At 56.7% G+C, this 14,518-nt stretch carries 15 protein-coding genes and 1 pseudogene; 7 read left to right on the plus strand and 9 right to left on the minus strand.

All coding sequences use genetic code 11. The features are described 5' to 3' along the window. On the plus strand, positions 1-356 hold a 356-nt coding region (locus tag WCA85_RS13560; protein ID WP_424064626.1), incomplete at its 5' end, for a hypothetical protein. 25 nt (positions 357-381) lie between these two features. On the opposite strand, the gene WCA85_RS13565 is transcribed toward WCA85_RS13560, so the two are convergent. The 5 genes from WCA85_RS13565 to WCA85_RS13585 all read right to left on the minus strand — a co-directional run bounded on the left by WCA85_RS13565 (position 382) and on the right by WCA85_RS13585 (position 5,809). Then, positions 382-633 carry a DUF2442 domain-containing protein gene (locus WCA85_RS13565; protein ID WP_424064701.1) on the minus strand — a complete coding sequence of 84 codons (252 nt, stop codon included), beginning with the start codon at positions 631-633 and terminating at the stop codon, positions 382-384. Between the two features lie 577 nt (positions 634-1,210). Continuing rightward, positions 1,211-2,107, minus strand: a complete 897-nt coding sequence (locus WCA85_RS13570; protein WP_424064628.1) for an amidohydrolase family protein — start codon at positions 2,105-2,107, stop codon at positions 1,211-1,213. Between the two features lie 74 nt (positions 2,108-2,181). Further along, a complete protein-coding gene (locus tag WCA85_RS13575) occupies positions 2,182-3,198 on the minus strand; it encodes a substrate-binding domain-containing protein (protein ID WP_424064629.1) in 1,017 nt (338 codons plus the stop codon). Between the two features lie 33 nt (positions 3,199-3,231). After that, positions 3,232-4,230 carry an ABC transporter permease gene (locus WCA85_RS13580; protein WP_424064631.1) on the minus strand — a complete coding sequence of 333 codons (999 nt, stop codon included), beginning with the start codon at positions 4,228-4,230 and terminating at the stop codon, positions 3,232-3,234. Positions 4,231-4,276: 46 nt separating this feature from the next. After that, positions 4,277-5,809 carry a sugar ABC transporter ATP-binding protein gene (locus WCA85_RS13585; protein WP_424064632.1) on the minus strand — a complete coding sequence of 511 codons (1,533 nt, stop codon included), beginning with the start codon at positions 5,807-5,809 and terminating at the stop codon, positions 4,277-4,279. A 231-nt stretch (positions 5,810-6,040) separates the two neighbouring features. On the opposite strand from WCA85_RS13585, the gene WCA85_RS13590 reads away from it, so the two are divergent. The 6 genes from WCA85_RS13590 to WCA85_RS13615 all read left to right on the plus strand — a co-directional run bounded on the left by WCA85_RS13590 (position 6,041) and on the right by WCA85_RS13615 (position 11,368). Beyond that, the gene (locus WCA85_RS13590) at positions 6,041-6,238 is read left to right on the plus strand and encodes a hypothetical protein (RefSeq protein ID WP_424064634.1); all 198 of its coding nucleotides are present in this window, start codon (positions 6,041-6,043) and stop codon (positions 6,236-6,238) included. Positions 6,239-6,250: 12 nt separating this feature from the next. After that, positions 6,251-7,168, plus strand: coding sequence for a LysR substrate-binding domain-containing protein (locus WCA85_RS13595; RefSeq protein WP_424064636.1), 918 nt, complete (start codon positions 6,251-6,253; stop codon positions 7,166-7,168). Between the two features lie 96 nt (positions 7,169-7,264). Continuing rightward, positions 7,265-8,014, plus strand: coding sequence for an SDR family NAD(P)-dependent oxidoreductase (locus WCA85_RS13600; protein ID WP_424064638.1), 750 nt, complete (start codon positions 7,265-7,267; stop codon positions 8,012-8,014). Positions 8,015-8,165: 151 nt separating this feature from the next. After that, positions 8,166-9,491, plus strand: a complete 1,326-nt coding sequence (locus WCA85_RS13605; protein WP_424064703.1) for an MFS transporter — start codon at positions 8,166-8,168, stop codon at positions 9,489-9,491. 27 nt (positions 9,492-9,518) lie between these two features. Then, on the plus strand, positions 9,519-10,370 hold the full coding sequence (locus WCA85_RS13610) for a transketolase (protein WP_424064640.1): 852 nt from the start codon (positions 9,519-9,521) through the stop codon (positions 10,368-10,370). Continuing rightward, the gene (locus WCA85_RS13615) at positions 10,367-11,368 is read left to right on the plus strand and encodes a transketolase family protein (protein ID WP_424064641.1); all 1,002 of its coding nucleotides are present in this window, start codon (positions 10,367-10,369) and stop codon (positions 11,366-11,368) included. The genes WCA85_RS13610 and WCA85_RS13615 overlap by 4 nt, the downstream gene beginning before the upstream one ends. Positions 11,369-11,792: 424 nt before the next feature. Here the strand turns inward: WCA85_RS13615 and WCA85_RS13620 are convergent. The 4 genes and pseudogenes from WCA85_RS13620 to WCA85_RS13635 all read right to left on the minus strand — a co-directional run. Further along, positions 11,793-12,023, minus strand: a pseudogene (locus WCA85_RS13620) (ATP-binding protein); the annotation flags it as partial. Position 12,024: 1 nt separating this feature from the next. Beyond that, positions 12,025-12,663 (minus strand): trimeric intracellular cation channel family protein, encoded by a 639-nt coding sequence (locus tag WCA85_RS13625; protein ID WP_424064643.1) that lies wholly within the window; start codon positions 12,661-12,663, stop codon positions 12,025-12,027. Then, positions 12,660-13,928 (minus strand): M20 family metallopeptidase, encoded by a 1,269-nt coding sequence (locus WCA85_RS13630; protein WP_424064645.1) that lies wholly within the window; start codon positions 13,926-13,928, stop codon positions 12,660-12,662. Before WCA85_RS13630 ends, WCA85_RS13625 begins: the two co-directional genes overlap by 4 nt. Positions 13,929-14,153: 225 nt before the next feature. Beyond that, positions 14,154-14,408 carry a lipocalin-like domain-containing protein gene (locus tag WCA85_RS13635; RefSeq protein ID WP_424064647.1) on the minus strand — a complete coding sequence of 85 codons (255 nt, stop codon included), beginning with the start codon at positions 14,406-14,408 and terminating at the stop codon, positions 14,154-14,156. Positions 14,409-14,518 lie beyond the last annotated feature (110 nt).

Genomic DNA, 14,518 nt, shown 5'->3' on the forward strand with positions numbered 1-14,518 from the left:
AAGACACTATCGGCCTGCCTCTGCTAACGGAATCGCATGCGGCCGTGCTGCGCTGCTATCTAGCTGTCAGTGACCTCGCGGCCTATGCATTGCATCAGGACTGGTTGAGTACCGAACACCTAGTGGAGTCTGCTCGCATATGGCTAGTTCGAAACGCGTGTGCGGCGACATGGCTGGAACGCGTCAAGATTGTCGCGGAGGCGCGCGATATTGCATGGGCAGTTGTTGCGCTCGAGCTAACCAACAGTGAAGAGCCCCTCGCAGACCGGTTATTCACAGCGGACCTAGCTGTCAACTTTGCCTCGCCGGTCGTAGCTGCCGTATGGAGAAGATGTAACGGCGAAGGTGCGACCTGAGGGACTGCAAATCGGGCGAGACGTGTTAGTGACGCGTAGCATCGAACCCACGTGAGAACAGCGCAGAAACCGGGATTTCCTCCTCTATCTCTGGCCACAGCAAATGCCTACGGTCCATCGAAATCGCAAAATGTTCACGCTCTGCCGCCGTCGCTGACTGCAAAGCTGGGAATCGGCCCAACGGGAACCGAACCGCACGTCCATCTGAGAGGTCGAGAAACAAACTCCTGCTGTCAAAGTGCACGTCAATCACAGCGCAAGCCATGGCAGTCTCCATCCAGTGAGCGATTAAAAGATAGACCGTCGTGCAGTACTGTACAAGAAAAATACGAGACAACCATCCTTGGGAACTCCCCGAATCCGGGCTTTACTTTTGACAGGAGATTTGCCGGCCGACCCCAACGCCGTTTTCCTGGCCGTTTAATCCGGACCAACGAGGGTGCCGTGAAAAAGGTAGCGGGCGAGCCGGGTCCTGAAGACATTGCCGCCCGTGAAGTAATCTTCAAGTCGTATCGAATCGAAATTGACAAGCACCATCTTTCGCTTCGAAGGACAGAAATCGCCTCACAATGGATATGCTGGACTACGATAAATTCCCTGATGGCGCAAGCCGTAAAGAAGTTGCGCACAGGCGCCTTTCGGAACACCCGCCGCTATGGGGACAGGCCAAGAGGCTTATAGAAGCTCGATTTTTGAACCCCTATAACCTCCCGTTCTGTTTCATGATTGCGTGGCTTACGATAATCGCTATCATGATTCGTTTCGGCAGACCCTGAGTGTGGAACGCCGATTCTGCGCCTCAGCCAAGCGTCAAGCTGCCTGGCCCCCTGAGCCATTTCAAGCCCGATTCGCATTCACAGACGATAGACGCGTTCGGCGTTGTCATGAAACAATGCGCGCCGTTCATTCTCGGAAAAGTCCTTCGTGATGAGCTTGAAAGCGTTGAAGACATCGTCATAGCTGCTGAAGAGTTTGTCCACGGGAAAATTGCTCGCGAACATGCACCGCTCTGCCCCAAACGCCTCAATCGCGTGTAAGACGAACGGACGAATGCTGTCGACGGTCCACTTCCAGTCACCCATCCCAAGCCCGGATATCTTGCACGAAATGTTGGGCGCCGAAGCCAGAAGCTTCATGCTCTTCTTCCACGCTTCAATTTCATCCGGGAGTCGGTCCACCGGCATGCCCGTGTGATTCAGAACGATAGCCGTATCGGGAAATGCACGAGCGAGCGCAGTCGCCTCCTCCATCTGCGTGTAATACAACTGCAGGTCGAATGACAAGTCGTACCGCTTCAGCAAAGCGTATCCGCTGCGCCATTGTCTGTCGCTCATGAGGTTCGGGCTATCAATGAAAGTCTTCACCGGGTCGCGGTGAAAATTCAGGCACTGACGAATTCCGCGCACGTTCGGAAACTCGAGATGTGCTTCAAGAATCGATTGCAGATTCGGAGATGAAAGGTCTGCAAACGCCACAATGCCATGTGGGTAACCGTGCTTATCCGCGACGCTTTGCAACCAGCGTGTCTCTGCGACGGGATTATTGTGGTCATACTCGACCTGGAGATGCACCGTCTTGACCACATTCTGGTTCTTGATATCGGCGAGAAAGTTGTCAATCAGATAGTCCGTGCGAATAGCTGAATAGTCACCGAATACTCGCTCAAGCATTGGCCCTTGCAGCCACGGATAGTCGCCCGTTTTCAGGTCGTACAGGTGATGGTGAGGGTCGATGATTGGAAAATTTTCCACGATGTCTCCTGAGGGCCTTGAGTTCGCTGATGAGATGGCGTGCGTTGTCGCACGCCCCCCCGTTATTTTCTCGTCTAGAAGCTACCGGCTGAGGGCGGATACACACGCTTCACTGTCGCTTGCGCGCCTGGCTCGTCGATGCTCTCTTTGGTGACAAGTGGCTCCTTGAGCGCAAGTTCCTGCGTAGTCGGCTTCTTGTTCAGCGCGTTGCTCACTTGCGTCGTGGCGTCAATCCCCTGCCCAACGGCCTCCTGGAGGAAGATACCCTGGATAGAACCGTCGCGAAGCAGCTTGATTGTCGTCGGGCTTCCGTCGGCTGTCACGACTGCAATCTTGCCGGTCAGTCCGCGTGTTTGCAGCGCTTTTGCGGCCCCTGTGGCTGCCTCGTCATACATGCCGTAAATTGCCTTTACATCTGGGTGAGCAGTCAGGATGTCATTGGCCTGCGATACCGCCTCATTCACCGTCAGGCCGTGCGTTTCAAGTACCTGCACGAGTTCGCATCCATCCGCCGCGAACGACTCCTTCGCGCCCTTCATGTACTTCTGGGCGTTTTCGCGGTCCTGCGGCAATGACAGCATGGCGATTTTGTTGCCACCCCGCTCCTTGGCAAGCTTGCACACATATGAGCCTTCCGCCTTACCCGTCTCGTAGTTGTTCGCGGTGACCGCCGACGTGTAGTCTGTCTGCCCGGCCCCTGGTCCGATTCCGGCAAATGCGATGGGCACCGACTTTTCCTTCAGTAATCGCAGAACGGGAGGCGTGCTCGTCGAGCTAACTGGTCCCATGACAATTGCTGAAACGCCTTTGGTTAGCGCTGTGCGCACATTGTCCATCTGTTTCGCGGGGGAATTCTCGGAGGTATATTCGACGTAGTCCATCCCCAGTTCCTTTGCCCGCTGCTTAACCCCGTAGGCCACCCACTGCCAGTACGAAATATCGAGCGACGGTGCAATGTACGCGACCGTCTGCTTCGCCTGTGCGAATGCTGACTGCGATGTAACTGCCACGAGCACCAGCGCAGTGGATGCTATCACCGTCGCCAACGGCTTTTTGACGTTACGGAAATTGTTTGACACGAACTTAATCATCACTGTCTCCTTGATAAGTACTGTAAGGCCGGCTTATCGCCGTGCTTTGGTTATGCGGTCGACAAGTACCGCGATGAGAATGACGACACCCGTCACGGTGCCCTGCCAGAAGCTGTTCACGCCAATGAGATTCGCGCCGTTCTGGATTATCGTTATCATCAGCGCCCCCAGAAGCGCGCCGATTGCAGAGCCTGTGCCGCCAAAGAGGCTAGCTCCACCAATGACGACCGCTGCGATTGCCTGGAGCATGAGACTCGAACCTGCAGTCGCTTCGGCGTTACTGATATAAGAAATGCTCAAGATGCCGGCGAACGAGGCAAGCAATCCAGAGAGGACGTAGGCAGCAAGTCGGACACGATTCACCGGAATGCCGATAACGCGCGCTGACGAGCTACTGCTCCCAACCGCGTAGAGCCAGCGTCCCGCAACCATCTTCCGCAGACCAAATTCAATCGCGATGAGCAAGAGCCCACACCACAGCACGTAATTAACGACGCCTGGAATGAGCGTTCCTGAGTTAAGTAGCCAGTAGCTCGGGTCGGAGATTGGAAGTGAGTGACCGTCTGTAACGATGAACGAGAGGCTCCCCGCAATAGCGTAGGTACTCAGCGTCACTACAAAAGGTGCCAGGCCTACGAACGTCACCAAAGCCCCATTGATAGACCCGATGAGAACGCCGACAGCAAGTCCGGCAACGCTGCTGCCAATTGCTCCAAAACCATGTGACATCGCGAGGCCAGTGACCATGCCCGTCAATGAAAATACCGACCCGACCGACAGGTCGATGCCACCAGTGATAATGACGAGAAGAACACCAAAGGCCATAATGACGAGTGGCGCAGCTGCTTGAGATACGTTCGCGATATTTCCCGCAGAGAGCGCAGCCGGCACCACCATTCCCACAGCAAGTTCAATGACAATAATTGCGATAGCAATCGCAATTTCGGTACGGTAAGTCGACAGCACCCTCCGAAGTCCTTCGCCGGTGTGCTTCCTGGATTCGCTTTCGATTGAGTGAGTAACGGTTTTCATAATCGTCTCCTGGTTCAGATTCGTTTTCTCGCCTGCACGCATTGGCTCATGCGGCCATGCCTGTCGCATTGGCAAGGTTTGTTTCGTTCAGGTCGGCTCGTTGAAGCACACCGGTGGGACGACCGGAGAGGTCGAAAGCAAGCACGGTGTCGCACAATTCCACTAACTCGACATATTCAGTTGACCACCAAACTACAGCTGTGCCCTGAGCCGCGAGCTTTCTGATGAGCGCGTAAATCTCGCGTTTCGTCCGGATGTCGACACCACGTGTGGGTTCCTCAAGCACGAGTAGTTTTGGCTTGAGTGTCAGCCAGCGAGCCACCAGAAGCTTCTGCTGCGTGCCGCCACTCAACGTTGAGGGCAAGTCCCAGAGAGACCCAGCGCGAATCTTTAACGCGCGGAGCAGGCTCGCGCTTCGTTCGATTTCTTCGCTGCGTGCAACGGCTCTGCGTTCAACGATGCGGCGTGACGCCATGAGGTTGTCGACGATGGGCAACGTTGCGAGGATTCCCCTGTTCGCACGGTCGCCGGATATGTATCCGACGCCAGCGCGTGCCGCAGCAGACGGACTGCGATATTTAACGGGTGCACCTTTACGGACGATATTCCAAGGTGTTTTCTTTGCAATCCCCGTCAGTGCCTCGATGAGAGCGGAGGGGCCGGTCGGCGCTCCAGCAAGACCGATGATGGCACCGGGCCCGATGGGTAATTCAATGTCTTCGAAGCGAACAAGGATGGGCTCGCTAGTAAACGAACCGTCATGTGCTTCTTGCAGGCTATCTGTCTGTACCTGAATAATCTCTTCAGCCTGACTGTCTGTCCGCTGGTCGGGCTCAGCGCTTTGACCCATGAAGTCGACAATTTCACGGTCTGTTATATCGTCAAGCGCAACACGGTCTACAGCTGTTTTGCCATCGCGGATGATGGTGCACACATCCGCAATCTGCCGGATTTCGCGCATCCGGTGTGACACGAAGAGGACAGCGAGATTGGACTCAGTTTTCAACCGACGCAAGACGGCAAAGAGTCGGGCCGTTTCCGATGCGGTAAGGTTTGCCGTAGGTTCGTCGAGCAAAAGCAACCTTGCGCCTGAGCCAAGTGAGCGGGCAATTTCGACGAGCTGTCGTTCGTGCAGCGTCAAGTCACCTACCAGGCGTCCGACCGACGTCTTCGCGAAGTGTGGGTCAATCAGCGAAAGCGCCTCGACCGCGATTGCTTTTGAAGTTCGCTCACTGTAGGTGCGCATTGCGCGATGCAGGCGAGGCATCGCGATGTTTTCGGCGACCGAAAGGTGCGGCAGCAGTGCCAACTCCTGATTGACGACCGCAATCGCACCAGAGTCAACAGGCGACACTGATGAACCACCAAGTTCCTGGCCATTGAATTCCAGTGTGCCGCCATCGCGTTCGTGCTGGCCAGAAATTATCTTGATAAACGTGGATTTCCCTGCGCCATTACCACCAAGGAAAGCATGCACCTCGCCGGCTCTAATGGATAAATCGAATCCCTTCAAAACGCTCGTCGGTCCGAAGCTTTTAACAATTGAGCGTGCGTGCAGCAAAGCTTGCTGTTGTGCCATCGCCATCTCCATCGCAACAGAATTGTGGGCGAACATCCCCCCGCCATGCGCAGGAATATCTGCGGACAGTTGGTTGGAGCTGCCGACTACGTGTCGGCCTGGGCCCGGATAGACTTCTAGGTTGTGCGTTCCTGCGCGTGGACAGTCAGGACAATGTCGAACACGTGCGGGCGCCTCGTTGTCGGGCTACCGACAGGCAACGTTGCTATCGAGGGAAGGTCGCAAACCAGGATGGAAAAACGGATAATGCATTTGTCGTCTCCTGCGCGGTTGCTGCACCGCGCAATGTTTGAATGGGGCGACAGCTTGGCGCTGTTCAACCTGGCGGGCGCGAAGTTTTGGTATTGGGATTCGAATCTGCGCCGCTTGTTGTCAGAATGGCAGCGATGCGCTCATAGCGGCAATGCAGTTTTGCTCAACTGCGACTGAAAAAAATTCACTATGCGTATTCCACCGCTGAAGGCCATCATCGCCTTCGAATGCATTGCCCGAACAAAGAGCGTGAACCGCGCGGCCGACGAACTCGACCTGACCGCCTCCGCCGTCAGCCATCAGTTGAGCAATCTTGAATCGATGATAGGACAGCCCCTGTTTCAACGAACGGGGCGTGGGCTGGTCTTGACGCCAACTGGCGAGCGCTATTTGACTGACGTAACCGGCTCATTGGCCGACCTCAGCCGGGCGACTGAGCGTGCGTCGAGCCGCAAGGAAGTTGACATCCTGCGCGTGCATTCGAGTCCAAGCTTCGGCCTGATGTGGTTGCTACCAAGGCTTCCAGCTTTTCAGGAGGCGAACGGAGACATACAGCTCAATCTCGCATGCTCCTATGAGAACGTCTCCTTCTCCAACGGTTACTACGACGTTGATATCCGGCACGGATACGGCGAATGGACCAATCTGGAGGTCAAGACCGTGCGAGGCGAGTACATTGCCCCGCTTGCGTCTCCAAAGTATCTCGAAAGCCATCCCGTCAAAACCCCGGAAGACCTCCTCGCCCATCGCCTCATCTATTCTGAGACGCCGCTAGTTCAGTGGCGACAATGGTTTGGGCGATTCGGAGTTGCAGGAGCCCAGAAGACCTTCGACTTTTCGTTCGACCGCTCATACATGTCAATCGAAACGGCCGCCATGGGTCTTGGCATTGCTCTGGAAAGCCTCACGGTCGCGTCCACAAAGATAAGTGAAGGCTTGCTAGTGCCCGTTTTCGGCAGTAGTCAGGCTGTAGAAGTTGGCGCTCATCATCTGGTTTACCCGAGCCAGAACATCGAATTGCCGCGGGTTTCCAGGTTCCTTGCGTGGATTGAGCAGGAAATTGAGCGGGGCAGACCTGATTCATCAGGGAAACCCCCAGGCACCTGAAAATTTCTCAGCATCAGTTGAAGCAAACTGCGTTGATGGCCAGGTCGTAGGCAGAGAAACTTCGCCTACACCTAGTTCATCAACGGAGACACTGACATGCTGCTCGAGAATCAAGTCGTCATCATCACAGGCGCTGCGTCCGCACGCGGTATCGGAAAAGCGACCGCGAAGTCCATGGCCGCCCAAGGCGCGCGCATCGTTATTCTGGACCTCAAACAGGAGGACGCTGAGAGCGCGGCAAGCGACTTGGGCGAAGGCCATCTCGGCCTGGCTTGTGACGTCACCAATAAGGACGCCTGCGTTGCCGCAGCCAACGCGGTTGTTGAGAAATACGGTCGCATCGACACGCTGGTGAACAACGCCGGTATTACCCAGCCCATCAAGACCCTGGAAATTGCTCGAGAAAACTTCGACGCTGTCATCGGGGTCAGTTTGCTCGGCACGCTCTACATGTCACAAGCGGTTATCCCGCAAATGAAGAAGCAGCAAGCCGGTAGCATCGTTTGCATGTCTTCAGTTTCGGCACAGCGTGGTGGCGGAATCTTCGGTGGACCTCACTACAGCGCAGCAAAAGCAGGCGTACTGGGGCTTGCCAAAGCGATGGCGCGCGAGCTCGGACCTGACCATATTCGCGTCAATTCAATCACACCGGGTCTAATTCAGACTGACATCACCGGCGGCAAGCTCACCCCTGAGATGCGCGCCGACATCATCAAGGGCATTCCGCTCGGCCGTCTTGGCGAAGCTAACGATATTGCCAACGCTTGCCTGTTCCTCGCCAGCGGCCTCTCGACCTATCTGACGGGCATAACGCTTGATGTCAACGGTGGGATGCTGATTCATTGACCTTGCGCTCCCGCGTTTGCGTGTGCCTCAACACAACGCCAACGCAAACGGCACACTCGGAGTAGCCGAGGCGCCGCGCCACTCAAAAGGCACCCGAGGTTGACGCTGGACTCACCACTCCGTGCTGAGTCCAGCTGACAGGAGACAACACATGAAATCCAAACTTGCCGCGCCGGCATTCGGCGCCGAGTTATCTGCATCTAGCATCGAGACCTTCGAAGCGAGGACCTACGCTAAAGTCGCTCGTCGCATTATTCCGTTCCTGATGTTGTGCTATCTCGGCGCATACCTTGACCGCGTCAACGTAGGATTTGCCAAGCTGCAAATGCTTAGCGACCTGCGTTTTTCCGAAACGGTATACGGAATCGGCGCAGGAATCTTCTTCCTGGGATATTTCCTTTTTGAAGTGCCGAGTAACCTCCTGCTGCATAAAGTCGGAGCACGCAGTTGGCTCGCACGAATCATGCTCACATGGGCAGTCATCTCGGCCTGCTTTGTTTTCGTCAAGTCACCGACGACGTTCTACGTCCTACGCTTCCTGCTTGGTGTTGCAGAAGCCGGCTTTGCGCCGGGCGTGATTCTCTATTTGACATACTGGTTTCCTGCCGCCCGGCGGGCGAAAGCACTGTCGATGTTCTTCATGGCGATTCCGCTAGCGGGGATTCTCGGCGGTCCGCTATCGGGTGGCATTATGCATACGTTCCAGGGCCTGCATGGCCTCGAGGGGTGGAAGTGGCTTTTCATGCTCGAAGCACTTCCCTCGCTGGTCCTTGGCTTCGCAATCATCCTCTATCTCGATAACGGAATCGCGAGCGCAAAGTGGCTTAACGATGACGAGAAAACGCTGCTTAAGCGTAATGTTGAGAAGGACCGCACACAAACCACTGAGCACATCTCAATTCGCGCGTTCATCGGCGACCGCCGCCTGTGGTTGATGGCTGGGATTTACTTTTGTGTGGTACTTGGACAATACGGGCTTACGTTCTGGCTGCCTACTATCATCCGTCGCGCTGGGGTAGCAGACCCGCTCTGGATTGGCGTCTTTACCGCAATTCCCTACACCTGCGCAATCATCGCCCTGCCATTGCTCGGCGCTAGCGCCGACAAACACCGCGAGCGCCGCCTGCATCTCGCAATACCCATGCTCGTGTCAGCTGCTGGCTTTGCCACCTTGCCAATGCTGGGGAGCGTCGGTGCGTCGATTGTCTGCGTAAGCGTCGCCGCCGCGGGCATCCTCGCCTCCTCGTCGCTCTTCTGGGCACTGCCGACGGCAGTTCTGGGCGGAATGTCAGCAGCGGCAGGAATCGCTGCGGTCAACTGTGTTGCAAATCTCGCCGGCTTTTTCTCGCCTGCCATCGTGGGCTGGCTGAATGACCTCACCGGCAAGTCGACTGCGGGCCTCATCTTTATCTCGACCGCCGTCGTGGTTGGAGCGGTGCTGGTTTTCTTTGTTCCGGCCAAAACCGTCAATCGTTGAATCTAACTCTTTCATGGAGATATCCAAATGAGTACTCCCATCACCGAGGATGTGACGCTCGCCGAGCGTGCCTATCGCATCCGGCGCAACGCCCTGCTCATGGGCGAAGTGCAAGGCCAGGGCTACATTGGGCAAGCCCTCGACATCGCGGATGTATTGGCCGTTTCCTACTTCGGCGCGATGAATTACCAACCCGCCGACCCTGATTGGGAAGACCGTGACCGCTTTCTGCTTTCGAATGGTCACTATGCCATTGCGCTGTATGCCGCGCTCTTCGAAGCGGGCATTCTGCCGCAGGAAGAACTCGAGACGTACGGAAGCGATGATAGCCGCCTGCCGATGTCTGGCATGGCAAGCTACACGCCCGGGATGGAGATGTCAGGCGGCTCCCTCGGCCAAGGTCTCGCTATCGCTGTGGGTCGGTGCCTCGGCTTAAAGCGCAAGGGGTCGAAGTCGTTCGTCTACACGCTTTTTTCTGATGGCGAACTCGACGAAGGCTCGGTCTGGGAGGGGCTCATGTCGGCCGCTCACTGGAAGCTCGACAACATGATTGCAATGATTGACGTGAACAACCAGCAGGCCGATGGCCCGTCCACGCAAATCATGGCCTTCGAGCCGCTCGTCCCTAAACTCGAAGCGTTTGGATGGTATGTGCAGCGCGTGCAAGGCAACGACATCGACGCGGTAAAGCAGGCATTCGATAACGCCCGAAATCTGAAGGAAGCAAAGCCGCGAATCATCGTCTGCGACACGAAGATGGGATGCGGTGTTCCGTTCCTGGAAGAACGTGAGAAGAATCACTTCATTCGCGTTGACGCGCATGAGTGGCAACTCGCACTCGAAGCACTTGATGAGACTTTCGCAGGGAGAAAAGCATGAACTCGGTCGTCGACAAGAAGCCCCGCCTCAAAACCTCAGCAATGATTGCGTCCATCGCGAGCGAAGGACAGCTTACCCGGTCCGCGCCGTTTGGCCACGCGCTCGCTGAACTGGCTCGTACAAAAACTGACGTCATCGGCATGACCGCGGACCTCGGCAAGTACACCGACCTTCACATCTTCGCAAAGCAGTACCCGGAGCGCTTCTACCAGATGGGCATGGCGGAGCAACTTTTGATGGGCGCGGCTGCAGGCTTCGCCCACGAAGGTGCGCAGCCCTTCGTGACGACATATGCAGTGTTTGCAACGCGCCGGGCATACGACTTCATTCACCAGACCATCGCTGAAGACGACCTTGATGTCAAAATCGTTTGTGCCCTGCCTGGCTTGACGACCGGCTATGGTCCGAGTCACCAGGCCGCAGAAGACCTTGCGCTGATGCGCGCAATGCCGAACATGACCGTCATCGACCCATGCGATGCGCTTGACATCGAACAGATGGTGCCCGCCATTGCTGCACATAAGGGTCCGGTCTACGCGCGCCTGCTGCGCGGGAATGTACCGGCAGTACTCGATGAGTATGACTACAAGTTCGAACTAGGCAAGGCAAAAGTTCTCCGCGACGGCGCAGATGTGCTGATTATCTCGTCTGGCATCATGACAATGCGTGCGCTTGAAACAGCGAAGGCCCTCGAGGCCGATAAAGTCGACGTGGCCGTGCTTCATGTCCCGACCATCAAGCCGCTAGATACCGAGACAATCATCCGTGAGGCGAAGCGTACGGGGCGTATGGTCGTGGTTGCAGAAAACCACACTGTTATCGGTGGACTGGGCGAGGCAGTCGCGACAACGCTGCTGTGCGCGGGTGTGTCATGCACCTACAAGCAGATTGCGCTGCCCGACGCATTCCTCGATGCGGGTGCGTTGCCCACGCTGCATGACCGCTATGGCATCTCTACAAATGCGATGGCTAGCAACATCAAAAAGTGGCTGGCATAGCTGAACACAGCTTGAAAACGTATTGTTGCGGTCCGGACCAGGCCGCCTGAAGCGAAGCGTCGTTTCGCAAATACGCGAGCTTCTGGCGGCCTCCGCGGCAATACTGCGACCCGTCGGCATGGAAAACGCCGCCTTCGTCCGCTCATGGCGTATAAGTTCGTTCGCTAAAAGATTTCTTTGGCTTCTTCTTCGAATGAGAGGCCCTCTTTGACATCGAACCATCGTTTCGGACGGAGGTCTTTTTGTTTCGAAAACAGCGGACCTACAGTTCGCGAAAAAGGAGCCCATTCATATTCGAGAACCAATCTCTCCGCCACCGATTTCAGTTTTTGTCTGAGGAAGCGCACTTGCCTGTTGATTTCCACGGAGTCTTAACCCACCGTTTTCATCTAAATCTGACCCACCCCGAGACAGCGTAGTACATCTATTCCGGTGTGGATAACTCTTCGTTACCAGACGGTTTTGCTGCTCTCTTTCTCGTTGCCTTTGCCTTGGCAGAACTGGTCCTGAAGCGCCACGATTCATTGCCTGTCTCGACGATATGGCAGTGATGCGTAACCCGGTCCAGCAGTGCTGTCGTCATCTTTGCATCCCCGAACACGTTCGCCCACTCGCCGAAGCTGAGATTGGTCGTGATCGCGACGCTTGTGTGCTCCTCATCTTGACGAATCACATTCGCGCGGTGCCCGAAACGCCGGCAGGCGCCAGCCGAAATAAAGCGAAGCGAGCCGAATCCCGACGCAAATGAATGTGGCGAACCACGGCGTCCACCATTGCGTCCAGTGCGCGTAGGAGAACAGAACCTGTGTGCCTGCGCCGGCGAGCGCGGCTGATGCGTAAATCTCGCGATCCAGGATCGCAGGCACCCGCGAAAGCAGGACGTCGCGCATGACGCCGCCGCCGACCGCACTCACGATGCCCAACACGATAGCGACTTCCGCGCTGTGCCCGAAGCTCAGGGCCTTTTGCGCACCTGCCACGGCGAACAGGCCAAGCCCGATTGCATCAAAGAAAAGGACAGGCTGTCGCAGACGGCGGACCGGTGCATACCCGAGAATCGCGACCGCCGATGCGATCAACGATGCCGCCAGATAGCGCCAGTCCGAGAGACCCACCGGCGGAATTACGCCAATGCAAACGTCGCGCACGATCCCGCCGCCGCACGCCACCATGAAAGCGATGGATACGATGCCAAACAAGTCGAGCCGTCTTTGGCGCGCTGCGACGGCTCCGCTGATGGCGAATACGAACGTCCCGATCAGGTCGAGAACGACATAAATCGCGTGCAAATTCACGCCGATACGTCTCGCGGCTCGAGCCACTCGCCCGCTGCGCAAAGCATGGCCTCCAGGCCCGTGCGCAGCGTAGGGTCAAGCACCGGAGCAAACTTTGGCGAATGGTTGCTCGGAATCTCGTTGAGCTTTTTCTCCTTCAACGCCTTGCTGAACGTGTCCGGATCGGTTCCGCCGACAAACCAGAACGTGTAGGGCACGGCCCATTCCCGGCCAAAAACACTGAAGTCCTCGCTTGCCGCTGCCGGGGCAGTTTCGTAGGCGCGCTCGCCAAAGTGGGATTCGAATGCTTTGCCCACGCGTTCGCTCGTCTCCAGGTCGTTGATCGTGAGCGGGTAGCTTGAGAGGGTCGTGAACTCTGGCTCGCGTGGCGCATTGGAGGCCGCACATTCCGCGCAGCAGATGCGACGGACCGCACCTAGCATGTACTCGCGCACGTCTTCGTCAAATGTGCGCATATTGAGCTTGAGCGTCGCATCGTCAGGGATTATGTTCTCTTTTGTTCCCGCTTGCAGCGCGCCAATCGTCAGTACGGCGCTGTCGCGTGGCGAGATTTCGCGCGATACGATGGTCTGTAGACGAAGCGTTGTCGACGCCGCCATGATGACCGGGTCGATCGAGGTCTGCGGCTGCGAACCGTGCGAGCCGCGCCCGAATAGCTTCACCTTCAGACTGTCGCCCGCCGAAAGAATGGTGCCGCTTCGATGACCGATCGTGCCAGCCTCACCAACCATGACGTGCTGGCCGAAAATCACATCAGGCTTCGGGAACCGCTGAGCCATACCGTCGTCAAGCATGCTGCGGGCGCCACGCGCTACTTCCTCGCCTGGTTGAAAAACCGCCATCAGCGTGCCGCGCCATGCGTCCCGATGCGCAGCCATCAAGTGCGTCACACCCATGAGCCAGGTTACATGCATGTCGTGGCCGCACGAATGCGCGACGCCCACGTCGACGCCCTCTTCGTCCTTCGATCTCACCGTGCTGGCATACGGCAGTCCGGTCGCTTCCATCATTGGCAGCGCATCCATGTCGGCGCGTAGCATCACGGTTGGACCCTCGCCGTTGCGCAACACGGCCACGACTCCCGTCCCGCCGACGTTGCGAGTAACGTCATACCCGAGCTTTTCCACATAGTCCGCGGCGATGCCTGCGGTGCGCACTTCCTGCATCGACAGTTCGGGATGCTGGTGCAGATCCTTATAGATTGCCTCGAGTTCGGGTAAAAGACTTTCGATGGTATCCGTCGTCGTTTCCATCAATTTCGGCATGATCGATCCCCTTGAGACATTACATGGCGGTGATTGATGTGACTTCCCCAAAAGCCCGGCATCACTGAAGCTTCGGTTGACCGCGTAGCACCAGGAGCGCAGCCAGGAATTCAACAACCAGTGTATCCCTGATGCGCATGCGACCAGGCGAAACATAGAATCTGGCGTCAGCCGGCCGTCCGCCCAGACGCTTCCCATTACTTTTCCTATCAAAGCCAATTCCAGTCAGGCTTTGCTTGCCCGTTTCCATTGCAGATACGAGTTCACTGTCTTCTCCCCCGACTGGACGGGGCCCGCAGTACTGAGGTTGAGCAAGCCGCCGTTGATGCGGACTACGCGTGGTTGCGTCTGCCCAGTCCAGTCAGGAAACAGCGAGATGAACATCGAGTGCGTCAAGGTCTGCTTCTCTTCGTCCACCTTGAAAGGTCCGGTGTAGGCGATATCCGGCACGAGCGAAGGCCAGACGAACAATGTGGCCAATCGCCGCCGGCCCCGCCAGGCCAACGCGCGGCGCCCACATGCGAAGGAAGACCCGTCGCGATACGCTCGCTCCACGAGCGTCACGCAGGTACATTGCGATCGCCTCTCCA

It is taken from the genome of Paraburkholderia sp. (assembly GCF_049581445.1).
Classification (GTDB): Bacteria; Pseudomonadota; Gammaproteobacteria; order Burkholderiales; family Burkholderiaceae; genus Paraburkholderia.